This window comes from Actinosynnema sp. CS-041913 (genome assembly GCF_050942485.1).
In the GTDB taxonomy this organism is placed as follows: Bacteria; Actinomycetota; Actinomycetes; order Mycobacteriales; family Pseudonocardiaceae; genus Actinosynnema.
Window position 1 is genome coordinate 5,844,085 of the sequence record NZ_CP192037.1, and the last position, 26,406, is coordinate 5,870,490.

The window sequence follows — 26,406 nt, forward strand, 5'->3', positions numbered from 1 at the left end:
TCCGCTCGGGCAACGTGCGCTGTCGTCGATGAATCGCTGTCGATCCATGCCGCAAGCCTGCTGTTCCAACAGGCTCGGCGTCTTGGACGAATGCGAAACGGCCTACCGAGCCAGCGGCACGTGGTTGAGCTGCCCGCCCCTGCCGCGCAGGTACGCGGTCGGCGAGAGCCCGCTGTGGGCGCGGAACTCGCGGACGAGGTGCGCCTGGTCGTAGTAGCCGCGTTCGACGGCGAACGCCGACCACCCGAGCCGGCCGACCCGGTCGATGCCGGTCAGGACCGAGCGGAAGCGTTGCAGGCGCTGGTAGCTCTTGGGGCTGAGCCCGACCTCGCTGCGGAACACCTGCTGCACGCGGCGGGTCGTCCACCCGAGCCGGTCGCCGAGTTCGCCGACGCCGGGGTACTCCGGGGTCCGGGACAGCCACGTGGTCGCCGCGGCGACCAACGGGTGCACGGCCTGATCCAAGCCCGTCAGCCGCTCGCGCAACACCGCTTCGAGCACCCGCAGCCGGCTCGTCGCGTCAGGGGCGTCGAGCATCCGCTCACGGGCCCGCGTCGCGCCGACGCCCCACAGGTCCTCCAGGGCGACGTGGCGGTCGGCAAGCTCGCACAGCGGGACGTCGATCAGTGCCCGTGCCCGGCCGGGCCGGAACACCACGCCAAGGACGTGCGAGTGCGAGGTGGGGTCGAGCACGTAGGCGTGTCGGTACGGCCCGGCCGCCAGCACGCCGGGGAGGCGTCGGCTGGTGCCGTCCTCGGCGGGCATCCGGAAGTCGTCCGCGGACAGGTTCACCATGAGTTCGACCGTGCCGGTGGGCAGCCGCAGTTCCGGGCCCTGCCCCGGGCCCGTGGACTCGTGCAGCCAACACAGGGCCACGTACTCGCCCAGCAGCCCGCCAGGCACTACGGAACTGAACATCCTGCTCAAAACGATACCCGCCGTGAGGTTCGGCCAGGTCGGTAGCACGTTCCCGCAGGTCCGCGCTGCCCCGGGTCCAGGCCGCGGTACGGCACGGCCGACGGTCACTCCCGGGCGATCAGAAAGCGAACATCATTCATCTCGATGCTCAGACCTCCCGGTCCTGGTCGATCGCGACCACCTCGACCACCTCGTCGAAGGACCCGTACACCTGGTCGGGGATCGAGCGCAGCGCGTGCACCGAATCCTCGTCGGCGTTGTTGCGCGAGGCGTGGTCGACCAGTTGTCCCTTGTCCGCCGGGTACCCCACGTCGCCCAGCACGGTGCGCAGCCTGCCCACCGTCGTCGTGTCGCTCATCGCACTCCCTCCGTGCCGGCTCTCGGCTCCCGCCGACTACCCGCCATCCGGCCGGTCGACACGTCCGCATTGCCTGTTCACCGCAGGGTGTGAGTCGGCGCACTCGTGGCAAAAGGCACGCACCGGGCGGGCGGCTCGGCGAGGATGTGACCTCGTGAAGGCACGAGTCCCTTGGGTGGTCGCACTCCTGTTGGCGACCCTGACCCCGATGTCCACCACGAACGCTCCGCCCGCCGCCGCGGCGGGCAACTCCGAGAACAAGGTCACCGACCCGGTGCCGCTGCTGGAACTGCACACCGGCGCGGGCCTGTTCTGGACGCTGTCGCAGGGCGAGGCGCAGGCCGCCGTCACCTCGCACGGCATGCGGCTGCGCGCGGACGCCCGCGTCGGCTACCTGCGCCGGGCGCCGTTCACCGGCTCGCAGCCGATCTACCGGCTGCGCAAGGCGACCGAGTCCGCCTACCTGCTGACCGCGTCGACGGCCGAGCGGGACCAGCTCACCACCGGCGCGAACCCGCCGTTCCGGTACGAGGGCGTCATCGGGCACGCGTCGGCGACCGCGCAGCCCGGCACCGAGGTGCTGTACCGGATGCGCAAGGACGGCGTGCTCAACTCGTGGCGCCCGGTGTTGGCGTCGCAGGCCGACGCACTGGTGGCCCAGGGCTGGCGGATCGACGGTCCGCTGGGGCACGTGCATCCGCGGTGGATCCGGACCGGCGCCATCTACTTCGGCGTGTTCGACGCGAACGGCAACCGGTCCATGATGGACCGCATCGAGCAGTACTACGGCCCGGAGGCGGCGAACGACTGGTGGGGCGGCGTCCGGCACGCGCACGACCGCCACCCCAAGGCCGTGGGGCACTGGCGCGACGAGGACTTCTCCCACCTCAAGCCGGCGATCGGCTACTACGACGACGCCCGGCCGGAGACGCTGGAGAAGCAGATCGCCCAGGCCGCGGGTGCGGGCCTGGACCACTTCGCGTTCTACTGGTACTGGAACCCCGGCGCGGCCGACGAGCAGTACGCCACCGGGCTGCGCTCGTTCCTGGCCGCGCGCAACCGCTCCGACCTCAGGTTCACGGTGCTGCCGTGCATCCACCCGTGGGGCGGCGGCGCGGGCGGGACGCTGCGGATGCCGAGCGACCAGATCTCCCGGGCGGCGCGGATCCTCGTGGACGACTACCTGTCGCAACCGAACATCCTGCGGGCCAACGACGGCCGACCGATGCTGCAGCTTTGCGACGTGCGCGGTATCGGCAAACCCAACGGCGGCCCTCCGGACAACACCGTCGACGCCGCGGCGGTCCGCCAGTTCACCGACGCCATCCGCACCCGCGCCCGCATGACGCTCGGCGAGGAGGTGTTGATCACCATGACCACCGACAACGGCGTGCCCAAGCCCGAGCACGGCCTGGACGGCGGCTACTGCCCGGGTCGGTGGGACCGGCAGGCCGGCTCGTACGAGAACTACGTCGCGGGCGAACGCCGGTTCTTCGCCACCCAGCTTGGTTCGCTGATCCGGTGCGCCACCTCGGACTTCGACGAGCGGCCCCGCATCGGCATCAGCATCGCCGACCCGGTGCTGCCCGGCGACACCCCGGAGGAGGCACGGACCAAGCTGCACACGTCCTTCCGCTGGTACGAGGACCAGTCCCTGCCCGCGTTCCGCCGGCTGCTGGCCGACATCCGCGCCGACCTGGACGCCTCCACTCGTCCGTCCACAGTGGACAACTTCGTGCTGCTCTACGCGTGGAACGAGTGGCACGAGGGCGGGGTGATCGAGCCGAACGCCCGGGACGGCTGCGCCTACCTCGACGCCGTGCGGGCCGAACTGCGGCTGACCAAGGGCACCGGCTGCGTCGCCGACCCGCCTGCCATCCGGTAGCCGGGTGCCGAGCCGCCAACACCTGAAGCAGGCCCGGTCGAGCCATTCCCGCTGCTGACCGGGCCTGCGACGAAACCGGTCTGAGCGCGGTGCTCGTGGGGTTGGTGCGTCGACCTCATCTCGTGGCGCAGGGGGGCGAGTAGCGCAGGCCCGTCAGGTACTCGTCCCAGTCGGCGCGGCTGATCGACGGGTACGCCACCTCGCAGACGCGCCGGACGGCGCGCTCCGGGTCGATGTCCCACAGGCGGGTCGTGTGGTCCTGGCTGATGGTCGCCAGCGCACTGCCGTCGGGACGGAACACGGCCATGAACACCCTGTCGGTGTGGCCGAGCAACGTCGCCACCTCGGTCGGGTGGGCGATGTCCGTGACGTCCCACAGCTTCGCCGAGCGGTCGCCGCTGACGGTGACCAAGGTCCGCCCGTCCGGGCTGAAGGCCGCGGAGTAGACGGCGTCGGAGTGGTCGGTGACGACAGCGACCTGGCGGGCGCGCCCGGGATCGGTGACGTCCCACAGCCGCGCGGTCCGGTCGATGCCCGTGGTCACCACCGTGTGCCCGTCAGGGCTGAACGCGACCGAACCGACCGGGCTCGTGTGCTCGGCCAGGATCGCGGTCGGCCGGGGACGACGTGGGTCGGTGATGTCCCACAACCGTGCGGTCCGGTCCAGGCTCGCCGTCGCGAGGGAGCGCCCGTCGGGGCTGAACGCGACCGCGCCGACCACGTCCCCGTGGTCGGTCATGGTGGAGATCGCCTCGGGGTGACCGGGATCGGTCACGTCCCACATGCGGACGACGTGGTCCTCTCCGGTCGCCGCCATCATGCGGCCGTCGGGGCTGAACGCGACGGAGATGGTGCTGCCGGTGGGAACGTCGATGCGGGACAACTCGTGCGCGGCGCGCGGGTCGGAGACGTTCCACAGCCGGACGGTGCGGTCGTGACCGGTGGTTGCCATGGTCCGCCCGTCCGGGCTGAGAGCCACCCAACGGACGATCTCGCCGTGACCTGTCAGCGTGGCGACCTCTGTCGCGGAGTCGAGCCCGTCGGTCTCCCAGAGCCGGATGGCTTCGTCCCGGCCGACCGTCGCCACCAGGCGGCCATCCGCGCGGTAGGCCACTCCGTACACCGAGTCCGCGTGGCCGGCCAGGACGCGGCCGGGAAGGGACCACAGCCGGACGGTCCGGTCGTCGCCGACGGAGGCCAGGGTCCTGCCGTCCGGGCTGAACCGGGCGGTGGCCACCACGGAGGTGTGTCCGGTGAGCGTCATCAGCTCGGTCGCTGTCGGGGAGCCGTCGAGCCGCCACAGGCGGACGGTGCGGTCGTACCCGGCAGTGGCGAGGGTGCGTCCGTCAGGGCTGAAGGCCACCGAGCGCACCGAGTCGGTGTGGCCTTCCAGGGTCGCCCGCTCGCGCGGGTCGGCGACGTCGGAGACGTCCCACAACCGGGCGGTGTGGTCGCCCTGGCCGACGGCCAGGGTCCGGCCGTCCGGGCTGAAGGCGAGCCGGAGCACCACTTCACCGTGGCTGTCCAGGATCTCGGGCGGACCGGGTCGGGCCGGGTCGGAGATGTCCCACAACCGGGGAGGCGTCCGTCCGCCGGCCGCTGCCAGGGTCCGGCCGTCCAGGCTCAACGTGACCGCCATGACGGGTTCCGTGCTGCCGCCCAGCACGGCCAACGGCCTGGGGTTCCGGGGATCGGTGACGTCGAAGAGCCGCACGGTGCGGTCCGCCCCGGTGGAGGCCAGCAGGGTTCCGTTGGTGCTGAAGACAACCGACGTGACGGTGTCGGTGTGCCCGGAGACCGTGGCCAACCCGACCGGTGAGCCGGGTTCGGTGACGTCCCACAGCCTGATCATGCGGTCCTCACCCGCCGTCGCCAGGACGGCACCACCGGCTCCGAACGCCGCGCCGTGGACGGGGTCGGGCCCCGTGGCGATAGTGGCCAGCGCCTTCGGGCGGTGCGCGTCGGCGACGTGCCACAGCCGCGTGGTGCCGTCGTTGCTCGCCGTGGCCAGGGTTCTGCCGTCGGGACCGTGGGCGACGTCGTACAGGTTGTCGGTGTGGCCCGTCAGGATTGTCGCGTACGGGCTGGAGAAGGTGCTGAGCAGGCTGCTGCGTGCTTCCACCGTGGGGGCGGCCAGGTACGCGGCCACGCCAAGCTGTGCCGCCAGGGCCGGGTTCGCGACGCGCAACTCGTTGGCCTGGGCGGCGACCTTCTGCGAGACGGCGTTGTTGCGCTGCTCCGTGACGGTTCTCTGGGCGCGCAGGGCGAAGAAGGTCGCACCGGTGGCCACCAGGAGCAAGGCGGTGAGGGCGGCGACGAGTTGGCGCAGCCGCCGAGCCCGTCGGCGGACCCTGTCCAGTTCATCGGTTTCGGCCGCCGCGCTCGCGTCGACGAACTCGCGCTCACGTGGGCCGAGCACCACTCTCCCACCCACGACCAACTCCCGCGCCGCGGCGAGCCGCGCACCCCGGTAGAGCGCCCAGGGGTCACGGTCGACCGCCTCCCACGCGTCGACGGCCTCGGTGAGCCGGCGATAGGCGCGCAGGCTCTCGCGGTCCTCGGCCAGCCAGTCACGCAGCCTCGGCCACGAGCGGATCAGCGCCTCGTGGGCTATCTCTATGCCGTCTCGGCCGCGCGCGATCAGGCGAGCCGACGTCAGCGCCTCCAGGACGGCGACGAGCTCCGGGTCGTCGGTGTCCAGCTCGCCGGGCCCGATCCGGCGCTTGGTGTCCTCGGTGCCCTCGCCGAACGCGGTGAGGCGCAAGAACAGCATCCGCGCGAGCGCCTGTCGCCCGGCCCCGAGCGAGGCGTAGACATCCTCCGCGGTCTTGGCCAGGGAGCCCTCGATCCCGCCCGCCGCGAGGAACCCGCCGAGCGTGAGCGCCACCCCGCGCCGCCGCCGCCACGTCTCCAGCAGCGCGTGGGACAGCAAGGGCAGGACGGCGGCCTGCCCGGCGGCTTGGGCCAGGAGTGTGGCCAGGAGTTCGGCTTCGAGCCTGCACCCGGCCGCGGCGGCGGGCAGGGTGATGGCCCGCCGCAGCTCCTCCATCGTCATGGGCCCGACCGTGACCTGCGCGTTCTCCAGCACGTCCGCCAGCGCGGCATACTGCGTGCAGTGCCCGTAGAAGTCGGCCCGCACCCCGATCACCACCCGGCAGCGACTGGTGTCGGCACGAGTCGCGGCGACCAGGTGGTCGATGAACCGAACCCGCTCGGCCTCGTCCCGGCAGAGCGTGAACACCTCTTCGAACTGGTCCACGACCAGCACGACCTCCGCTTCGGCCCGCCGACCCGCGACACCGACCCGAACCGCCCGGTGCAGACCCTGCGGGTCGTCGGCGAACTCCGCTCGCAGCGCCGCGCCCAAGGCGCCGCCGGTGAGCCGAGCCGCCTGCACCGCGATCTCCTCCAGCGGGTGCGCGCCTGGCGTGAACACCAGCGAGGACCGGTGCGGATCGGCGGCCAGCCGAGGCAGCAGGCCGGCTCGGAGCAGCGAGGACTTCCCCGCCCCCGAGATGCCGACAACGGCGGCGAACCGCTCGCGCGACAGCCGTTCGACAAGCCGGTCCACCAGGTCTTCCCGGCCGAAGTACCGTTCGGCGTCATCCGCCTGGAACGCCGCCAGCCCGACGTAGGGCGCCTGCACCGGGTCTTCGTCGGACCTGCGCGTCTCCACGGCGAGCACGGCCGCGAGGTCGAGCCAGCGGCGTTCCCACTCCGCCACGTCACCCCGGCACGCGCGGACGTAGGCCAGGGTGACCGGCAGACTGGGCAGCTTCCGACCGGAGGCCGCCTCGGACAGGGTCGCCACGGAGTAGTGCACGGCGGCCGACAACTTCCGGTAGGTCGGGTTGCCGGCCTGCACCCTGAGTCGGCGCAGATCGGCGGCGAACCTCAGCAGCGGACCGTCTCCTGGGTCCAGCGGGCGTTCCCCACGAGGCACGGAGCCATACTCCACCAACGGCAGCGGAGTTGTCAGGTGTTCGGGCACGGACCAAGGAATCCGTTCCACGGTCGTCCCGGCACAGTCGGAAAGACTATTCCACTGGGGACGGATAACGCCTGGACCTGTTGGCGCACGCGATCCGCACCTCAGCAGAAACAATCGACGGTGCCAGCCTTGGTTCACGGCCCAGTTGCGCTTCCCGCGCTCGGCCACCATCCACAGTGGACCAACAATGGCACAACAGCGTGTCGTAGCTCCACCGGCCGATTCCTGGGCGGGCCCGCCGGACGGGCGCAGTTCCGCGCCGGCCTGACGGGTGGCGTCGTTGATCGCCGAACCGAGGCCGGATCGGTCGCCGGGCACGGCGCCCATCACCGCGGCGGTGCCCGCGGCGGCCACCAGGCCTGCGCCGACACCCGCGACCAGGACCCGAACCGCGGCTTTCCTGTCGATGGTGTGATTGGTTCAAGCATCGCGGTGTCTCCGGCTCGGCATCGCGAGGACGTTGTTGGCCGTGGTTTCGTTGTCCATGATCCGCATCACCAGCCGCCGACTCACCCCAACCCCAATAGCTCGAAATAGCTGCTAACAAGCTGATCCTGTTCCGGTGATGCCCTCCGTTGGCGCGGAGTGTCGCTGTGTCGTCCTGTCTGGGAGCGTGCGCAGTGCTGCTGCTGCGCCGAGTAGGGCGAGGAGTAGGGCGATCGCCATGACGACCTGCCCGTGGAGGCCGAGGACGAAGAGGGTGTGGTCGGCGAACTCCGGGTCGTAGGTGGCGGTGTCGGGGAACAGCAGGGCGCCGAGCATGCCGAGCCAGGGGATGGAGAGTATGGCGGTGGCGCAGAGCAGTCGGCCGCGCGTGTTCCGGCTCCGCTGGAGAGCGAGGGTGAGGCCGAGGAGGCCGAGGAGCACGGTCATGACCATGTATTGGGCGTCGTGGAACTTGGCGTGGGGTGGCCATGCCGGGTTGAAGGCGTGCTGTGCCGCCAGGTCGGGGATGACCAGGTCGGCGAGTACGGCGCTGATCGTCGTGATCACTCCAACGAGGATGATCAGGATCCGTGACAAGGTCATCGGGCGAACCTCTCGGTTGTCAGGTCGTCCAGGTGTAGACGGAGGTGATCGAGCGTCCGAAGAGCGAGAGGGGCAGGAGGGGGAGCGCCGCGTCGCGCAGGGCGGTCAGTGGTGGGGAGGTCCAGTGCGCGGGCGTGCCGGCTTGGCGGGAGCGGCGGGCGATCATCTGGGTGCGTGGTCTGCGGGCGCGGTCGTATTCCTCCAGCCCCGCGCGCACGCCGAGGGTGTCCACTGTGGAGGCGAGGGTGACTGCGTCTTCGAGGGCTTGGCAGGCGCCCTGTCCGAGGTTGGGGGTCATGGCGTGTGCGGCGTCGCCCAGGAGGGCGACCTTGCCGGAGACGTAGGTGCGCAGTTCCGGCAGCTCGTAGGTGTCGTGCTGCAACACCGCGTCCGCACGTGCGGAGTCCAGCAGTGCGGGGATGGGGTCGTGCCAGCGTGCGAAGCGTTCGCGTAGCCGGTCCAGGTTGGTGCGGGAGCCGATGGGGGCGTTGGCCATCAGGTAGCAGTAGACGCGGCCGTCGGGCATGGGCACGTGCCCGAATCGTTCGCCTCGACCCCAGGTTTCCACGCTTCCGTCGACGGCGTGGGGTGGTGCGATGAGGCGCCAGGTGGTGTATCCGACGTAGCGTGGCCCGGGGATGTCGGGCCAGAGGGACCGTCGTGTCACGCTGTGCACGCCGTCCGCGCCCACGACGAGGTCCGCAGTGGTGGTGCCGCCGCTGTGCCGGACCGCGCCGTCGGGTCGCACGGCGTGCACGTCGGTGCCGGGTCGTAGCGCGTGTGCGGGCAGGACCGCGCGTAGCAGGTCGACCAGGGCTGCACGGTGCACGGTCGCCCACTGGCCGAAGCGGCGTTTCAGGTCGTCGACGTCGTTGCGGATCAGCCAGCTCCCATTCGTGCGGCGGATGCCGGCGGGCGGATCGGTCGGCCCGCCGGAGCGGAGTGCATCGCCCAGGCCGAGCATGTCCAGTGCGTGCAGGCCGTTGGGTTGGATCGACAGTCCCGCGCCGATCTCGGTGAATTCGGGCGCGCGTTCGAGGACCCCGACCTGCCAACCGCGTTGGTGGAAGGCGACCGCCGCGGTCAGCCCACCGATGCCGCCGCCCACGATGATCACCTTCATCGCCGGCCCTCGCGCTTCTGTCGTAGGTGCGCGGTTCTGGACAACCGCCACCACACGGCCGCGGTCAACAGCACGACCGCGAGCGGAATCCACCACCAGCGTTCCACCAGCTCTCCTTAATGCCTCTAAGCCAACATAGAGCCATTAAGGAACCATAGATGGTCTAAGATGTCAACGGGGCGAGCGAGAGGGGTGACGATGGCCGCGAGCACGGGCAGTAGGCGGGCGAGGCTGCGCCAGGCCACGTTGGCGGAGATCCACGGGGCTGTGCGTACGCTGCTGGTCGAGCAGGGACCGACCGCGGTGACCATCAACGCGGTCGCCCGCCAGGTGGGCATGAGCGGCCCGGCGCTGTATCACTACTACGCCAGCCACGACGAGCTCGTCGGCGCGGTGACCGCGGACCTCTTCCGCGAGCTGACCACCACCATGGAACAGGCCCGCGACGCTCGCGCCGACGCCCCGGTCGACCAGCGCATCCTGGCGGCCTGCCGGGCCATGCGCGCCTGGGCGATCACCCACCGGGCCGAGTTCGGTTGGATCTTCGCCAGCCCGATCAGCCCACCCAACCGGCAGTCGGACTCGCCGCGCAACCAGGCCGGACAGCGTTTCGAGCAGGTCTTGCTGGACCTGACGGTCGAGCTGTGGCAGACCCGACCGTTCCCGACGCCCGACCTGACCGAGCTGCCCGGGTCACTACGGGCGCAGCTCACCGCCTACTCCGCAAGCATCGACGGACGGCTGCCACCCGAGGCCGCGCACGTCTTCCTGTCCTGCTGGATCCGGCTGTATGGCCTGCTGTGCATGGAAGTCCTGCATCAACTCGACTTCGCCTACACGGACTTGGAACCGGTCTTCGAGGAATGCCTGCGCGATCTCGCCAACGTTCTCGTACTGGACGGGCCTGACCAGCCGACCGCATGAACCTCGCCGCCACCCCCGTGATGATGGGCAGGTCGCGGTCGGTGAAGTCGGCGCGGAGGTGGCCGGTGAAGCCGTGCCAGGGGCGGGGTCGGGGAACCACGGCCAGTACGGAGGGGTGAGGCTGTGGGGTGAGCCGGTTCGGTCGATGTACGGGGTCCTGGAAACGTGGCAGTTCAGTCAAGCCAGGATTAGGTTGGGCGGTGATGCGCCATCCGGTCACGGAGGGCGAGTGGCGGCTGGGGAGCGGGATGTGCCGTCCGGTCCGGTGGGTCCGACAGTACCCCGGTCAGAGTCCGTTCCGGGGAAAGCCGGGGGTTGTCGGGTACGTGGTGACGTGTACAGGCACGGACGGGCGGGATCTGGTGGGAGGATCCGGGCCATGTCCGGTGGTGGCCTGACCCGGCGGTACGCGAGCCCCAAGCGGTCATCGCGGCCGGCACCACCGCATGTCAACAACGGCCGTCAGGCCAACTTCAACGCCACCGGACACGGTGCGCGCCGGTGTCCCGGTCTTCGCCGCGAGGAGGACGTCCCCGGTGTGCGAGTTCCGGTCCTACCCGCCGGCCACGCGGCGCCAGAGGGTTGGCGACGAGGCCGGGACGGCAGCCGCGGGTCAGTACGACACGCACCACCGGCCGTCTTTGCGGGCGAGCGAGACTGCGGTCGTCGGGCCGCCGTAGAGGACGAGTTCGACGGTGGCCCGCTCGCTCGATACCTGCACGGCGGTGACTTTCGTCGCCTCCTTCGGCAGCGCGCGCTTGATACCGCCGAACGCAGGAAACAGCGCACCGCTGTCGGTACCCGTGCACGTCAGCCGGGTCGCCGCGGCCTCGTCGTTGGCGTCGAGCGCGGCCGCGTACTGCTGGGCCGCCGCCCGCGCATCCCCCTCGTCGTCACGGGCAGGCACTGACTCCGTCACCGACTCGTCGTCACGGGCGGGCCCCGGCTCCGTCACCGCGCCACCGCACCCGGCGAGCAGCAGCACCACCGTTCCCGCCATCACCAACCGGCCCAGTACACAACGCACGTCCACGTGCCTCCGATCGAACGCCTCGGTCAACTCCAGCAGGTTCATCGTGAAGCCCTTGCCCGCACGGGGGTGTCGGGATCCGGCTCGATCGTTTCATGCCCGTTGACGGGTAGGCGCTGCTGTCCGGCGTCACGATCGAGCGACCGGACCGTCGGCCTGGTCACCGGCGCGGTGCCGGGTGTGCAGCTCCCGGCCCGAGAGCCCGCCCGTCATGATCAACAGAGCCGGGTGATCCGCCTCTACATATCCACCCGCACGTACCCCAACACGTGGACCTGTACCCCGACAGGGGTTCCCCGATCATGGCTTCGGCGGCACCCGGAACCCACTGCCGGCATGGCAATCACAGGGCTTCTTCGCGCGGCCGCAGCCGAGTTGGCAGCGACGACGCTGCTCGGTCCGACCGCCCGGCGGCGTCCGCGCAGCCGGCGGTGCCGGTTCCGGCGGCCTGCCCGGTGTTCCCGGTGCCGAGCGGAACCCGTTGCTGCGGATGCAGACCCAGCTTCGCTACGCGGGCTTCCCGGCCTTCCTGTCGGTCGGCGACCACATGGGCTCGATGCACCTCAAGGTCGGTGTGATCTCCCCGCTGGTTCCGCGGACCTGCACTATCGGCACCGACACGGACCCGATCGTCTCCAAGCCACTCCGCACCGCCGGGCCGGACGTGATCTCCCCGAACCCGCTCAAGAACAACACCCAGTCCGCAGTGCCACCGAACCTGCCTCAGGTACCACACGCTGTCCGTTAGGAGGGCACGAACATCCGCTTCTGCCGCGGAGCGAGCGTTCGAACCCTCGGGTGCTCGTGCAATGAGAGCGGGCCTATGTGCGACCAGAGCGTCTTCACCCCAGCAGGAGACCAACGGGTTGGGACTCGCCGGCAGTGGCATGACCGTGGTGCGCACGATCGGCCGCCTCGTGGCCTGCTGCCGGTGGGGATATGTCCGGGGCCTGGCGGACGCGACGGTCCAGGTGGGGTCCTCGGAGAGGAGGCTGAGGTAGAAGGCGCCCGACACGTTCAACGTGCCGTGCTCGGCAGCCTCCCGGAAGGCTTGAGCGATGCGGCGCCTGTTGCGGGATTCACGCCCTTCTCCGCCATCGGCTTGCGTCGGATCGGCGGTCGTTCCGAGTGCCACGGCGGCGGTCCCGACCACCGACCCGGCGAGCAGCGCTCGGCGATTCGGCTTGTGAGCGGCAGTGTCACGATCCATGGCTTCTCCTCATCTGCTGCACGGTGGCACACCCGACAGGTCCGCCCTCCTGCCTTCGCCCCGCACAGCCGGCGGCGAGCCTGCGCCGCTCGTAGGCCGGACCTTCAGCTCCCGGTCGGCACCACGACTACCCGTCCGCCCGCGGTATCGGCCACCAGCAGCCGCCGATTGCGCTCGTCGAGGTGGAAGTCCGCGGTGCTGCCGGTGCCGGCGCCGCGGTACAGCACCCGCGCGTGACCGCCGTCGCGATCAAGCCGCCAGATCACGCCCTGGTCGTAGCTGGACACGTAGTACGAACCGTCGTGTCCCTGTTCGACGCCGTCGGCGCCGCGGTAGCCGCTTGCCACGAGCGTGCGGCGGCCGGAGACGATGTCGACCGTGACGATGTTGCCGTAGAACATGTCGCCGACGACCACCTGGCCGGGTCGACGGCCGGTGGCCACCCCGTTGATGATCAGCGCGTCCCGGCCGGGCGGCACCACCTCACGCACGTCCCCGGCGAACGACACTCGGTACACCCGGGCCTCGGCGGGGATCCGCTGTGCCATCGGGCTGTCGAGCGGCCACAGGACGCCGTTCGCGTCCCGGCTCAGAGTGCGTGCGCCCATCTCCGCGACGTGGACCGCGTTCCCACCCGGCGCCGGTGCCACGTCACTGAGGAACGCGGCCGCGTGCGGGAATCGATTCGCGGTGGTGAGCAGCTTCTTGCGGCCGGCGCGGTCGATCAGCCAGATCCGGTCGGTGTCGGTGACGACGAGCCGGTCACCGGTGAACGTGATGCCGCGCGGGTTGTCCAGACCGGACACGAACGTCCGCACCGCGCCGGTGCGGGGGTTGACGGACCGGATCTCACCGTCGCCCAGGCCGGCGTCCGGAGCGCCCTGGACGGAGACGAAGAACCGCCCCTCCCACGCCCGTGTCACGCTCTCCGGCCGCTCGCCGACGGCGATCGTCGCCGGTGGGGGTCCTTGATCGCCGATGGTCGCCGAGGCCGGGGCGTGCAGCGTGACGGCGACAGCGGCTGCCATCGTCATGACCGTGGTCGATCGTGTTCTCCTCATTCACCCGACGCTAGGGCCCGCCGATGCGGTGGACCAGAACGAAGAGGGGGCGCGGTACTCCTAGGAACGGTACGGCCAGGAACCGCGCTGCGGGTGTCGCGCTGCCGCCGGTACCGCCTCGACCCAAGCGGTCGTCGATGTCGTGCGAGAGGTGCCGGCGGACCAGGGGATCCGCGGCGCCCGGCCGGTGCCTGCCGTCGCCAGCCGGCAAGCCCCGACAGGCAGCGACCCGCAGTCGGATCGAGCCGACTGCGGGTCGCACGGGTCGCCGTTCCCAGGCCTTACTGTCGTTTGCGGACAGTCATTTTCCAGGGCGATCGAACCGCTGGTCAGACGGCTTACGCATGGAGTCCATGCAGCGTGGGCGGTCGCACCGTCACAACGGCAGCGCGGGGGCCCATACCCCACAGGAGCCCAACGGGAACAGGCCTGACTTGGAGGTTTGCGTTTCCGAGTCTGCGTCGGCCTCACGGAGGGAACAGGACTGAACTGCGGAAACGCTTGATCAGGTTGGTGCCCCCGGCGGGATCACCAAAGGATGGAAACAGGGCTGGCCAGGGGATTCTTGCCGGCAGCTTGGTTGTGGAGGTGCTGTTCGCTCTGTGACGCGCGTCAGGGACCGGCGGGTGGTGGGCGGGGTGCGGCGGCGCTGCTCTGCTTGACCGGTCTTGACGGGTTAGGACCCGGTTACCGGCGAGGCGATTCCCACGAGGACGCCATAGGGGTCTCTGACGTAGGAGACCACCTGGCCCCAGGCAGTGTCGTGCGGCTCGGCCAGGGCAGTGGCACCGGCCGCGACCGCGCGGGCGAAGCCACCGGCGACGTCATCGGTAATGAAGGTGAACTCGATCCCCGCCGGTGGCATGGCAGGGTCGAGGGCGGCGTAGGGAACCGGCACCGCCTTCACCCCCAGCCGGTGGCTGGTGAAGGCAAGCGCCGTGCCGCCGGTATCGAGCTGGGCGAAATCGCCCGACTCGTGAACGAACGCGCGGGCCAGCCCGAAAGCCCGCTCGTAGAAGCCAACGGCTTGGACCACGTCCGAGACGTACACGATGGCGTAACCGAACCTCATTGCGGCTCCCAGGAGATCAGTACGAAGTACCGCCAACACCATCACAGAGCCGGCGCCGCAGTCTTGAATGAATCGGACATCGCGCCGTCGATCACCATCGTGCAACATCCGCACATGCCGCATGGCGCACGTCTGCCAACAACGAGGCGACTCGTTGCCTCCGCTCCTCCAGGTCGGCCTCCGACTCATCCGAGCGGGGAGCATCTTCGGGTTGATGTCCAGCTACGCGCATCTCAAGCAGGCTTCTCTGAACTAACGTCTGCGCGCCCCAACCGACTTTGACTACTGGCATCCACGGTTGGCGGAACGCGCTGTCGGGCGGCGGAAGAGTGCGTTGAAGGGATCGGGATGTGTCGCCGGGGGGGTGGACGCGGCCCGCGATCCACGATGACGTGCGCATGCGGATCCACCATCGGGCATGGTTCAAAACTCTAGTACGGTTAGCAGGCTGTGGCCGTAGACGGAGTCGGGCTCCACCCGGCCCGTTTCGCGGAACCCGAGCTTCTCCAGGACCCGTCGCGACGCGACATTCCAGTCCCACACCGTTGCCCACAACCGCCGATAGCCCGCCTCGCTCGCCCATGTGACCACGGCCCGACTTGCTTCAGTTGCGTAACCGCAACCGTGAGCCGCGCGCAGCAACTCGTAGGCCAACTCAGGCTCGTCAGGCGACCCGTTCCCAGGGAAGATCAACCCGCAATACCCGATGACGTCGGCCGTGCCCTTCCGCTCCACCGCCAGAATCCCTGGCCCCGAATTCTCACGCTCTGCGCGCACCTGCGCCGCAATGTCCTCCACGGTCGGTCGCCCCTCGGAATTTATCCGCCGATGCGGCGGCACCCGCAGATCCCGCTCAGTCCACAACTGGTGATAGATCGCGGCCTCGCCCACCCTTCGACGCCGAAGGATGAGGCGATCGGTCTCCAAGGAGTCCAAAACCGGCGGTAGCGACATGCTGGCATTGTCTCAGAGCTGTGACGCAGGGCGTGCAAGGTTCAATCAGCTCCCAGCACGGCGTCGGCCCGCTAAAACTGCGGTGGGCGGCGTGACAGGTCAGCGGCCGGTGAGGCTGACGCAGGGTCCACCACAGTGGATCCCTTCCGTACCAAGGTGACCAACTGCTGGCCAGGGTCGACGTCGCAATGGCGTGTGCCCAGCAGCTCTGAGGCCCGCGCCCGGTGGGGATCCAGAACGCCACCAGCGCCCGGTCCCGATTCGACGACAAGGCTGCGAACAGCTCGTCGAACCGATCGTCAGGGATCGCCTGGGGAATCCTCTGCGGCACGCTCGGTCGGTACCGGCCGGTGCGCTCGTGTTTCCACTCGTCCATGGGTTTGTGGTGGGCGTGAGCCCGCCGTGACCGGCGGGAGGCGTCCAGCGGGAACGGGTTGATCCGTTCCCGAGCGCGGGCTTGCCGGTCACCGGATTCGGGGCGCCCACAGCCTTGGCCGTCGGACTTCCGGTACTGGGCATGGGATCCTGCTTGCGCTGCTTGACCGTGAGTTGGATCCAGCAGATTGAAGTCCCGCGCCTCGAGCCGGGTCGCACGGTCCCAACTGACGTCCACCGCGAGCAGGAATCGCCCCACCGCAACAGGTCCATGCCATAGGAGCGGAGTGTGGACACCGCCCTTCCGGCAGCTAGTAGCTCCCGTAGGAACGCGGCCACCGGAGCAACTGGAGCCCCATCGCCGTCGAGTAGCCGGTAGGGCTCCCACCTGTCGTCCGTGGCGACGAGCTGCCCCGTGCGGGGTACGACAAGGCAAGACAGGCCCCTGTCCGTCTGCGTCGACTCGATCACGCGGGCAAGCTATCGGCACCCTCACCGAGTCGCGCTCGGATCATTCGTCTGCGTACCGCCGTGGGGTGGTGGATCAGGCGATCCGGTAGCCGATTCCTGGCGTCGTGGCGATGACCGGTGGGCTGCCGAGCTTGCGCCGCAACCGGCCCACCGTCACGGTGACGGTGTTGGTGAACGGGTCGGCGTTCTCGTCCCAGACCTGTTCGAGGAGGGTCTCGGCGCTCAGGAAACCGGGGCTGGCCCGCAGCAGTGCCTCCAGCACGGCGAACTCCTTCACGGAGAGGGTGAGCTGCCGGCCGTCGCGGACGGCGGTCCGGCGTACCGGGTCCAGCTCGATCCCGGCCGCGTGCAGCGTCCGGGGCCGGGCGTCCGGTTTGCGGCGGGCCAGCGCCTGGATGCGCAGGATCAGCTCCGGGAAGTGGAAGGGTTTGGCGAGGTAGTCGTCCGCGCCCAGGGTCAGCCCGCTGACCCGGTCGCCGGGTGCGCTCGCCGCGGTCAGCATCAGCACCATCGGCCGGTCTGCCCGTTCGGTGATCATCCGGCACAGCGTGTCGCCGTGGAGGCCGGGCAGGTCCCGGTCCAGGACGACCACGTCGTGCGCGGTGAGTTCGAGCTTGGCGGCGGCGGCCGGCCCGTCGTGGGCGAGGTCGACGGCCATCCCTTGGTCGCGCAAGCCCTCGGCGACGACCTCGGCGAGGGCGTGGTCGTCTTCCACGACGAGGATCCTCATGCCGGGACGGGCGTCTTCGCGGTGGGAAGGGTGATCGACACGCGCAGGCCGCCCTCGGGTCGGGCGAGCAGGGCGAGCCGACCACCGTGGGCGGCGGCGACGGCGGCCACAATGGACAGTCCGAGCCCCGAGGAGCCGGTGCGCTCGCCGCCGAGCCGTTCGAAGGGCCGCGCCAACCGGTCGACCTTCCGCTGGTCGAGGACTCGCCCGCCGGTTTCGACCACCAGCACCGTCTCCTCCTCGCCCGCGGAGCCGGTGACTTTGATCCATCCGCCGTCCTCGTTGTGCGTCACGGCGTTGTCGATGACGTTGCCCACCAGTCGCGCCAGCAGCGCCGGGCTGCCCCGGGTCGCCGAGCTCGTCCGCAGGTCCACCGTCACGTTCAGGCCCTTCCGCTGTGTGTCGGCGGATCTTTCGCGCAGCGCCGTGCCGACGAGGTCGCCGAGGTCGACCGGGGCGACGTCGGCCAGCGCGCCGTGTTGCGCCCGGGTCAGCACGAGGAACCCGTCGAGCAGGTGGTCGACCCGGTCCAGTTGGGTACGCATCCGGTCCGCGAGGGCCACCGTCGAGGCGGCCGGGTCGGGCTTGGCGACCGCGACGTCCAGCGACGCACGCATCGTCGACAGCGGCGTACGCAACTCATGGGAGGCGTTGGCGACGAAGCGGCGCTGCGCGGCGAACGACGCCTCAAGCCGTTCGAGCAGCTCGTCGATGGTGTCGGCGAGATACTTCACCTCGTCGGCCGGACCGGTGACGGCCAGGCGCCGATCCAGGCTGTCGGCGGAGATGCGCCGCGTGGCGCTGGTGATGAGCCGCAGCGGTCGCAGGACGCGCTTCGCCAGCGCCCGACCGAGCAGCAGTGAGATGGCCGCCATCACGAGCAGCGCCACCAGCGAGCCGGCCAGCAGCCGGCCGGCCTGCTGCGCCTGCACGGCGACCAACTGGTCTTCCAGCTCCTGGATGCGCTGCTGCGCCGCGGCGAGGCTGCCCCGGGCGGGGGGATGCCCGACGGGGGCGACGCTGCTCAGGCTGCCGCCGGAGAGCAGGAAGGTCAGGACGAGCAGCCCGATGCCGGACAGCAGGAACCCGACGGCATACAAGATCGTGAACCGGACCCCCACGGTCCCGCTGCGTAGCCTGATCACGCCTCCAGCATGCCCTGGCAGACCTAACAACGGCATGACAAAACCGGTTCGGGCGGTGTCACCCGCCGATCGGTAGAACCGACGGCATGTCGACCACCGAACTCCTGCGGCGGGAATGGACCGCGTTCCGCCGTCCGGGCCGCCTGATCGCCCTGACCGCCGCGGCCCTCACCATCATCGCGCCGGGTCTGCTGTACGCGTTCGGCAGCCACTCGTCCTGCGACGGCCCCTGCCCGGCCGTTCCCGTCGCCGGCGACGGCTCCACCGTCAGCGACACGTTCTGGTTCCTGCATCGCGACCTGGGCCGCGAGGGCGGCATCACGGTCCGGATGACCTCGATGACCGGAACGATCACCTACCCTCCGCCGGACCACGACCAGATCGTGTCCGGGCTGGTGCCGTGGGCGAAGGCCGGGATCATCGTCAAGAACGGCGTGCGGCAGGGCTCGCGGTACGCGGCGCTCATGATGACCGGCAGCCACGGCGTGCGCTTCCAGCACGACTACGAGCACGACGTCGCCGGGAGCGCGGGCGGTGTCTCGGAGCGTGCCCCGCGCTGGCTGCGCCTGACCCGCTCGGGCGACACCATCACCGGCTCCGAGTCGGCCGACGGCAAGCAGTGGCACACCGTCGCGACGGCGAAGCTCGACGGCCTGCCGGACACCGTGCAGGTCGGCCTCTTCGCCACGTCCCCCGGCGATCTCACGCTCCGCGAGGTCGGCCTCGGCGGCGCGATCGAGGAGTCCCGGTTCACCCAGGCCGTCGGCGTCTTCGACAACGTCGCCGTCGAGGGCGACACCACCGGCACCTGGGTCGGCGAGTCGGTCGGCGAGATGAACCACACCGACTGGGAGAAGCACCACAACGCTTCGGGAGCCGTGGAGAAGCACGGCGCCATCACGGTCAGCGGCACCGGCGACATCGGCCCGCTCAACGAGGAGGGCGCGCGCAGTGTCACGAACACCCTGACCGGCCTGGCGGTCGCGCTGATCATCGTGGTCGTCGCCACGGCCCGCTACGGCGCCCGGACGGCGCGCGAGACGGCCGCCCGGCGGGTGATCGCCGCCCGGACGGCCGTCGTCGGGGCGGCCACCTTCCTCACCGGCCTGGTCGGCGTCGGCGTCGTCCTCCCGGTGGGCACGGCGATCCTGAAGGACAACGCCGTCCCGGTGCAGCCGGTGCCGGCGCCGACCCTCGCGTGGCTGATCGTCGGCGTCGCGGCAGTGCTCGCGCTCTGCGCCGTGCTCGCCTACGGGCTCGGGGTGTGGCTACGCCGCGGCTGGGCGGCGATCCTCATCGGACTGTCGCTGGTCGCCCTGCCCTACGCCGTCACGACGTTCCCGCTGCTGCCCGACGTGGTCTCCGAGTGGCTGCTGCGGCTCACCCCGGCCGCCGGCTTCGCCGTCCAGCAGACGATGGTGGAGTATCCGCAGGTGACCGCGCACTACGCACCGTCAGCAGGGTACTTCCCACTCCCCGGATGGGCCGGGCTCGCCGTGCTCTGCGCGTACACGGTCGTCGTGCTGCGGATGGCCCTCGGCCGTAAGCCGGCCGCGGACACCCACTGGCGATAGTGGATAGCGACGTCGCGGTGTCCTGCTCGCTCGTGCTCGCCATGGTGACGAGCACGAGGCGCCCATCGGCGGGATCAGTTCCAGGGATTGGCAGGTTGGTCGTCGATGGCGACCCAGAACCGGAGGTCGCCCGAGGCCCACCAGCCCCAGCCGCCACCACCGTCGTGGTGTTCGCCCATCCGGTAGCCGGGGCCGAACTGCGTGGCGCACAGGTTGTCGGCGGCGGTGCGGGAGGTCAGCGTCGTACCCCGGACGGGTGACGACAGTTTCACCTCTCCGGCGGCCCAGCCGTTGTAGAAGTCGAAGGGGATGCCGTCTGGTGCCGGTCGGCCGTCCGGGCGCAGGCACAGCACGGGGAGTCGGTCGGTGGTCGGGGTGTCACCGTGGTAGCCGTCGGTCTTGATGTCGCTGTGGAAGTCGACCAGGTCGCGGTTCCAGTCCTGGGTGAGCAGCGACCAGGTCATGGCCTTGCCGGTGGTCGTGTTCCAGGGGTTGGCTGGTTGGTCGTTGACGGCGACCCAGGTACGGAGGAGGTCGCCCCTGGCCCACCAGTTCCAACCGCCGCCGCCGTCGTGGTGTTCGCCCATCCGATAGCCGGGTCCGAACTGGGCCGCGCACAGCCCGTCCGCGGCGGCGCGGCTGTAGAGCGCGTAGCCGGACACCGCGGGGGTCAACTTCGCTTCACCGCCGGTCCAGCCGTTGTAGAAGTCGGGCACGACGCCCGCCGGGAGTGGCAGGCCGGACTTCTTCAGGCACAGCACCGGCAGCGGCACGTCGCAGGACGTGTCGCCGGCGTAGGCGTTGGTCGAAGAGTCGTTGCCGACCAGCACGGTGTCGGCGTTCCAGTGGTTGTTCCGGACTGACCACGTCATGCCGACGCACTCGTCCGACGCATTCGCCGCACCGACCGCCTGGGTGGCACCCGGAATCACCAGTGCTATCACGCACACCACGATCGCCTGCCATCTTCGTCTCACTGAATGCACTCCCTCGTCGCTGTTCTGGGATGTTGAGCCGACAACGCCGAACCTAGGGGATCTCCGGGTCCGGACGGCGATATGTCGCGCCCGATCACCCGGATGGTCCGACCGTATCCCGGTTTCCAATCGGAGCGGATTAATACGCAAACGGTCTACCGGCCGCGACCGGAGCCTGGCCGCGGATTGCGCTTTTCCGTCGCGGAGGACGCCAGCCGGCACAACAATTCCACGTGAGCGGAACGGCCATTGAGACGCGGTCGGGCGCCGTGCGCGATCAGTTGGCGCGATACGGAACTCCGCACAGCGCGCCGCATATTTCCGGTGAGGGCCGCAGTTCGCAGGCGCGTGCGGTGTGGCTGCCCGGCTTCGGCGACATCGCCGTGGACCAGGCGCACCAGCGGGTGTTCGTCAGCGGCGGCCCGACCGCCAACGGGATCGTCATCACCGTGGCCGTCGGGCCCGATACCAGCGTTTCGAATTTCCAATACGGACACCGACCATCGGCGTGTCCATCCGGCTCACCGTGAGGTCACCCTCGCGTCGCTGAAGGCGACCCTGGCCGGCCGTCGAGCAGACTGGTTCCACCACTCGACGTCGGCCGCCGCACCGGGCGGCTACAGCCACCGTTCCACGAGGTGCCGGGGCGTGTCGTGCGGCACGTACCAGCGCCTGACCTTGGCGTCCCATCGGGCTTTCGCCGCCTTCTTGGCCGCATCCTTCTCCGCGAACGGCACGTTCAGGTACAACCGGCCGGCACCGTTGCCGTTCGGTCCGGACGTGGGCCGTACCTCGGTACGAGTGGGCCGGGCCGGACGGGCCGGCGGATCGGGGCGGGCGCGCCCGACGATGTGGCGCACGCGTTCGCAGGCCCCGGGATCGGTGATGCGCATCATCAGGTCGGTGGGCCCGGTGCCGGCGAGCAGGTTGAGCGACCCGTGCCAGAGCACCTCGTCGTCGACGATCACGACCTTCTCGTGCATGCGCTCACGTTGGTTCACGGTGCAACCCGCCGCCTCCAGCGCCGAGATCTGGCTCTCGTCGTCGGATCGCCGGGCCGGTCGGGTGTGGACGGTGACGCGCAGCCCGCTGTCGATGCGGGGCTTCAGCTTCGAGAGCCAGCGTTCGACCGGGGCGGGGGCGAGGAACGCGCAGTAGATTTCGATGCTGCGCCGAGCGTGCGCGATGTCCCAGGCGACGGCGCGCGGCACCTCGTCGGCGGGGAAGAAGGCCGGCCGGGTCAGTTCGTGCGGGCCGAGGCCTGCCAGGTCGGCAGCCGCGCGGAACGGGACGAGGTCGCCGACATCGAGCCGGTGCGCGTGCCGCTGCAGGTAGTCCACCATGCGGGCGGCTTCGCCGTGGGGCTTGAGGTTGCGGCTCAGGAAGTCGACGTCGGCGACCACCACGAGGTGGTCCTGCGCACGGCTCACCGCCACGTTGAGCAGCCGGCAGGTCGCGGACGACAGGCCCGTTCCCTCGTAGAAGAGGCCGACCTTGTCACCGGCGCCGGCGACGGTGTCGATCACCACCAGGGGCCGCTGGCTGCCCTGGAACCGGTGCACGGTGTCGACGACACCGTCGTAGTCGGCGCCGAACCGGTAGGCGAGGCTCCCCTGTAACGCCCTGACCTGGTCGCGGTAGGGGGCGATGACGGCCATCCGAGCGGCCGGCCGGGCATCGGGCGGCCCGCCCTCCTCCTTGCGCGCGGGCAGCACGCCGTCGTACTGGAGTCCCCGGACGAGTTCGTGGATCACGGCCTCGTGCACCGGGTTGGACTTGTGACCGCCCGAGCCGCCCCGTGCGGCCGAGCGCCGGGACGCGGTGTCGACCAGCACCAGCGGTGCCTCCAGCAACGGCGACGGGGGCAACCGGCTGTTGTCCGCCCGCCCGGTGATCAACGGCGCGTCGGGGTAGGCGATCGTGTTCACGACCGCGCAGATCGCCGAATGCATCCGGTACTGGGTGTTCAGCCCGACGAGGCAGTCATGGGGCCGCACCCGCCCGTGGCCGTCGACGAGTCCGGCCGCGTGGAAGGCGTCGCGATCCATCCAGCGCTCGGAGTGCGACCGCGTCTCCTGGCCGGCGTTGCGGTCGCTGGACGCCCGGGTCACCGCGGGAAGCTGCCGGAAGTCGCCGGCCACGACCACCCGCTTCTTCGCCAACGCGGCGGCGTACCACGCCGAGGGGAGGTTGACCATGCCCGCTTCGTCGATGACGACGGTGTCGAACTTGTCGATCAAGTACCGGGACTGCACCGCCTTTGCCACCGTCGTCCCCATGACACGGCAGTTGCCGCGCACCACCTCCTCGACGGTGCGGAGCTCCTCCTGCCGCGCTTCGAGGCGTTCCCGCAGATTCTTCGCCGTGGCGACGAGCTGGTCGGCGGGCGCGATCCCGGCAAGCTTGGGCAGGAGCGTGCTCACCTTGCGCTCGGCGGCCTCCGCCTGCGCTGTGCAGCGCTGCTGTTCGGCAGTGGCGAACTGGTGCCGCGCGGCCAGGTTCGCGATGTCCTGGTTGACCGCCTGGAGCTGAGCAAGGAGTTCGTCCCGCCGTCGCGCCTTCCGTGCGGCGAACAGGCCGGACGGCACTCCGATCCCGGTCAGCTCGGCGTGCAGCCGGGCTGCCTCCCGTCCGGCGCGGTCGGCTTGGGCCGCGGCGGCGGCGGCGTTCCGCGCGGCCTGCCCGGCGTCGTCGCGCAGTTGCGCAAGGCTCCGCGTGAGTTCCGCGTACTCGCGGTGCAGCGCCAAACGGCCGTCGACGACGTCGAGCTGATCGCGCAACGCCACGATCTCGGCAGTCAGGGCAGCGCTCAACCGCGCCACGATCTTCTGCGGCTCGATCTGGTTACCGTACTTTTCTTTGAGCGAGCCCACCGCGATGTCCCCGACCCGCTGCACGAGCCCGTCGGCAAATCCGCTCTCGGCGCTCAACAGCTCGCACAGCCGCTCCACCGCCTGGTCCACGGCGACCTTGGTCGGCGCGAGGAACAGCACCCGGTGCCCCTGCCGGTGGTTGCCCTCCACGACATGGCCGACGACCTCGGTCTTACCAGTGCCGGGCGGCCCCCAGAGGAATGTGAGATCGCTGCCCAGGGCGCGGACCACCGCCGCCCGCTGCCGGTCGTTGAGCTGCAGGGTCCGCCAGTCGCGCACGTACCGCTCCGGGTCCGGGCACTGACCGGCTGCGGGCAGGCTCCGGCCTACCAGCCACCCGGCCGCGGTCAGGTTCAACCTGCCGGCTCCGGAGGTGGTCTGGTCGAGCTGTTCGGCCAGTGTGACCAGGCCGGACGTGTCGTCCTCGCGGAGTTCGGCCTTCGCACCCAGCTCGGCGGACGTGCGCAGGCGGAGCCGACCGCGTTCGGCGACGACGAGTTCCGCCGGCTCCCAGCCCGCACGCGGCCGGGCACGCACCAGCAGCGGCCGGTCGGAGAACGAGTCCTTCCAGCCACGGGCGGCAAACGAGTACTCGTGCTGTTCGCCGTCACCGCCCACTGCCCGGCCTTCGGTCAGGACCACCTTGTCGAACCCGGTCTCCGCGCCGAGGGTCGCATCGATCTCCGCGCGGACCGCGCGCAACAGCTCAACCAGCTCCGGCCAGTCCCCAGCCGTTTCGGCGGTCACCCAGGCACCCCCGATTCCCCCCTCAACGCACACGCTCGGTGACTCACCGTACCGGGTGTGGACGATCGGACGTCACCGATTCGAGGGAGGAGAAGGAGAGCCGACCTGTTCGAAGGTCAGCACCGTCGCGACGACCTGGGTGCTCCATTCAGATTCCTCGAACACGATCAGCCGGCCGCGATCGGGGCCCTGCGCATGTGCGCGTTCTTGGAGGCCCATTACATTCCGATCGACCTAATCCTGTCGGGTGATCCGCAGGGCGTACTCCCCCGTCCTGCCCAATACCGCAGGCACGAACCTCGACCTCATCGAATCCGCCAACGCCTCGCCACCGGTCAGGTGCTCGGCACCGCCACCGGCCTGGCCAGCACCTGGTCCAGGACGTCGGCGAGGAACCGCGCCGGGTCCGGGACCGGTGTCGTGACCCGCATCGCGACGATCGCGTCCGGTCGCACGAGCAGGGCCCCGTCGTCGGACAGCCACGGTGCGGAGACCCGGTGCGCCGGTAGGCCGACGTCCGCCGCGGCGGAGAGCCACCGGTCGCCCGCGCCGCCCACCAACAAGGTCCACCGGGATGCGACCAGGTCGAGCGTGGAGACCCCGTCGACCCAAGCGTGGGGCACCCGTGAACCCGGCGACCCGTCCAGCGCCACCGCCAGGTCCACTGTGGACGGAAGTTCCGGCCGCGGTTCGACGACGGCGGCCGAGTCGTACCGCTGGCCGAGGTGCACGACCGGCGCCGCCCACACCCCTGCCGCCGCCCTGGCGGCGTCGGCCTCGGGTCCACGTCCCCAGTGCAGCCGCGGGTCGGGGAGCCTGCGCATCGCCTGGTCCAGTGTCGCCGCGGCGACCGGCTCGCGCTCCTGCGCGTAGGTGTCGAGCAGCCCGGCGCCCGCTTCGCCCTTGTGCACGGCGGCCAGCTTCCACGCCAGGTTGTGCGCGTCGGCGACGCCGGTGTTGAGGCCGAACGCGCCCATCGGCGCCACGGTGTGCGCGGCGTCGCCGACGAGGAACACGCGGCCGACGGCGAAGTGGTCGGCCAGGGAGCTGCGGGGACGCCACGGGAGCACGCTGCGCACCTCGACGTCGAGTTCGGGATCGCCGACCGCCGCCCGGACGACCGCGGCGCAGCGCTCGGGCGTGAAGTCCTCGGGGCGCTCGCCGGCGTCGACGTCGCAGGCGGCGTGGAAGACCCAGTTCGTCTCGCCGTCCACGGTCGCCAGCAGGCCGGGCGCCTCCGGCGTGGTGATCGTGCAGGTGGCGAAGGACATCCCCCGCAGGTGGGGTCGGAGGTCGGCGCGGAACAGGATGTTGACCATCGACTTGCCCAGGTCGCCCGCCCCGGAGGTGCCCACGCCGAGCGCGGTCCGCACGGCGCTGTGCGTGCCGTCCGCGGCCACCACGTGCGCGCAACGCAACGAGTAGCGGCCGTCGGGCCCCTCCAGCTCGACGTCGACCCCATCGGCGTCCTGCGCGATGCCGACCAGGCGGGTCGACCAGCGCAGATCCGCTCCTCGCCGCGCCAGGTCGGCCGCCACCACGGCGTCGAGGCGGTCCTGCGCGCAGACGCCGCGCAGCCTGAACGGCGTCACGTCCAGTTCAGCGGCGGACGGGGTCGGCATGGGCACGGTCACGACGTCGCCCGCGCCCATCCCGACGACGGTCCGCGCCACCGCCTTGCCCACGCCGCCCCGGAGGTCGACCGCGACGGCGTCGACGGCGGTGTCGAGCCCGAGCTCGCGGAGGATTTCGACGGTACGCGCCCCGATACCGGTGGCGCGCGGGTGGACCGACGGCCCGGATCGGCGTTCCACGAGCACCGCGGGAACGCCGTGGTGCGCGAGCAGCGCCGCGGCGAACAGCCCGACGCTGCCACCTCCGACCACGAGCACCGGCACTTCTGGATACACTGTTTCCGTCATGGATACACCGTATCCATAAGGTAGGGTGCCGGTCAAC

The 26,406-nt window shown here is 70.5% G+C and carries 19 protein-coding genes; 5 read left to right on the top strand and 14 right to left on the bottom strand.

The genetic code is table 11. The annotated features are described in order from the left end of the window. Positions 1-102: 102 nt before the first annotated feature. Positions 103-918 (bottom strand): DUF6597 domain-containing transcriptional factor, encoded by an 816-nt coding sequence (locus ACQPZF_RS26315; protein WP_433261257.1) that lies wholly within the window; start codon positions 916-918, stop codon positions 103-105. Between the two features lie 148 nt (positions 919-1,066). After that, entirely contained in the window at positions 1,067-1,276 is a 210-nt protein-coding gene (locus ACQPZF_RS26320) for a DUF2795 domain-containing protein (protein WP_433261259.1), read from the bottom strand. 208 nt (positions 1,277-1,484) lie between these two features. Here ACQPZF_RS26320 and ACQPZF_RS26325 point away from each other — a divergent pair, with 208 nt between their 5' ends. Then, positions 1,485-3,161 (top strand): glycoside hydrolase family 99-like domain-containing protein, encoded by a 1,677-nt coding sequence (locus ACQPZF_RS26325; protein ID WP_433261261.1) that lies wholly within the window; start codon positions 1,485-1,487, stop codon positions 3,159-3,161. 115 nt (positions 3,162-3,276) lie between these two features. Here ACQPZF_RS26325 and ACQPZF_RS26330 read toward each other — a convergent pair whose 3' ends face one another. The 3 genes from ACQPZF_RS26330 to ACQPZF_RS26340 form a co-directional block, all read right to left on the bottom strand. Then, positions 3,277-7,104, bottom strand: a complete 3,828-nt coding sequence (locus ACQPZF_RS26330) for a hypothetical protein (RefSeq protein WP_433261263.1) — start codon at positions 7,102-7,104, stop codon at positions 3,277-3,279. A gap of 588 nt (positions 7,105-7,692) precedes the next feature. Further along, a complete protein-coding gene (locus ACQPZF_RS26335; protein WP_433261265.1) occupies positions 7,693-8,181 on the bottom strand; it encodes a DUF6640 family protein in 489 nt (162 codons plus the stop codon). A gap of 19 nt (positions 8,182-8,200) precedes the next feature. Beyond that, positions 8,201-9,304 (bottom strand): FAD-dependent monooxygenase, encoded by a 1,104-nt coding sequence (locus tag ACQPZF_RS26340; RefSeq protein WP_433261267.1) that lies wholly within the window; start codon positions 9,302-9,304, stop codon positions 8,201-8,203. A gap of 246 nt (positions 9,305-9,550) precedes the next feature. Between ACQPZF_RS26340 and ACQPZF_RS26345 the strand changes: the two genes are divergently transcribed. Continuing rightward, positions 9,551-10,228, top strand: coding sequence for a TetR/AcrR family transcriptional regulator (locus ACQPZF_RS26345; protein WP_433261269.1), 678 nt, complete (start codon positions 9,551-9,553; stop codon positions 10,226-10,228). Positions 10,229-10,841: 613 nt separating this feature from the next. Here the strand turns inward: ACQPZF_RS26345 and ACQPZF_RS26350 are convergent. Further along, positions 10,842-11,303, bottom strand: a complete 462-nt coding sequence (locus ACQPZF_RS26350) for a hypothetical protein (RefSeq protein WP_433261271.1) — start codon at positions 11,301-11,303, stop codon at positions 10,842-10,844. Between the two features lie 445 nt (positions 11,304-11,748). On the opposite strand from ACQPZF_RS26350, the gene ACQPZF_RS26355 reads away from it, so the two are divergent. Next, on the top strand, positions 11,749-12,006 hold the full coding sequence (locus tag ACQPZF_RS26355) for a hypothetical protein (protein ID WP_433261273.1): 258 nt from the start codon (positions 11,749-11,751) through the stop codon (positions 12,004-12,006). Positions 12,007-12,572: 566 nt separating this feature from the next. On the opposite strand, the gene ACQPZF_RS26360 is transcribed toward ACQPZF_RS26355, so the two are convergent. From ACQPZF_RS26360 to ACQPZF_RS26380, 5 genes are all read right to left on the bottom strand, one after another. Beyond that, a complete protein-coding gene (locus ACQPZF_RS26360; RefSeq protein ID WP_433261275.1) occupies positions 12,573-13,529 on the bottom strand; it encodes a hypothetical protein in 957 nt (318 codons plus the stop codon). A 676-nt stretch (positions 13,530-14,205) separates the two neighbouring features. Continuing rightward, positions 14,206-14,601 carry a VOC family protein gene (locus ACQPZF_RS26365; protein ID WP_433261277.1) on the bottom strand — a complete coding sequence of 132 codons (396 nt, stop codon included), beginning with the start codon at positions 14,599-14,601 and terminating at the stop codon, positions 14,206-14,208. A gap of 423 nt (positions 14,602-15,024) precedes the next feature. After that, positions 15,025-15,555, bottom strand: coding sequence for a GNAT family N-acetyltransferase (locus tag ACQPZF_RS26370; RefSeq protein ID WP_433261279.1), 531 nt, complete (start codon positions 15,553-15,555; stop codon positions 15,025-15,027). A 919-nt stretch (positions 15,556-16,474) separates the two neighbouring features. Continuing rightward, on the bottom strand, positions 16,475-17,131 hold the full coding sequence (locus ACQPZF_RS26375) for a response regulator transcription factor (protein ID WP_433261281.1): 657 nt from the start codon (positions 17,129-17,131) through the stop codon (positions 16,475-16,477). After that, positions 17,128-18,276 carry a sensor histidine kinase gene (locus ACQPZF_RS26380; protein ID WP_433261284.1) on the bottom strand — a complete coding sequence of 383 codons (1,149 nt, stop codon included), beginning with the start codon at positions 18,274-18,276 and terminating at the stop codon, positions 17,128-17,130. The genes ACQPZF_RS26375 and ACQPZF_RS26380 overlap by 4 nt, the downstream gene beginning before the upstream one ends. Before the next feature lie 86 nt (positions 18,277-18,362). On the opposite strand from ACQPZF_RS26380, the gene ACQPZF_RS26385 reads away from it, so the two are divergent. Continuing rightward, positions 18,363-19,850 (top strand): hypothetical protein, encoded by a 1,488-nt coding sequence (locus ACQPZF_RS26385; RefSeq protein ID WP_433261287.1) that lies wholly within the window; start codon positions 18,363-18,365, stop codon positions 19,848-19,850. Positions 19,851-19,924: 74 nt separating this feature from the next. Here the strand turns inward: ACQPZF_RS26385 and ACQPZF_RS26390 are convergent, their stop codons facing one another. Next, positions 19,925-20,722, bottom strand: a complete 798-nt coding sequence (locus ACQPZF_RS26390) for a hypothetical protein (protein WP_433261289.1) — start codon at positions 20,720-20,722, stop codon at positions 19,925-19,927. Between the two features lie 338 nt (positions 20,723-21,060). On the opposite strand from ACQPZF_RS26390, the gene ACQPZF_RS26395 reads away from it, so the two are divergent. Further along, the gene (locus tag ACQPZF_RS26395; RefSeq protein WP_433261291.1) at positions 21,061-21,357 is read left to right on the top strand and encodes a hypothetical protein; all 297 of its coding nucleotides are present in this window, start codon (positions 21,061-21,063) and stop codon (positions 21,355-21,357) included. Positions 21,358-21,444: 87 nt separating this feature from the next. Here ACQPZF_RS26395 and ACQPZF_RS26400 read toward each other — a convergent pair whose 3' ends face one another. Then, complete coding sequence (locus ACQPZF_RS26400; RefSeq protein WP_433261293.1) at positions 21,445-24,447, bottom strand: AAA domain-containing protein; 3,003 nt, start codon at positions 24,445-24,447, stop codon at positions 21,445-21,447. A 335-nt stretch (positions 24,448-24,782) separates the two neighbouring features. Beyond that, a complete protein-coding gene (locus ACQPZF_RS26405; protein WP_433261295.1) occupies positions 24,783-26,369 on the bottom strand; it encodes an FAD-dependent monooxygenase in 1,587 nt (528 codons plus the stop codon). Between the last annotated feature and the right edge of the window lie 37 nt (positions 26,370-26,406).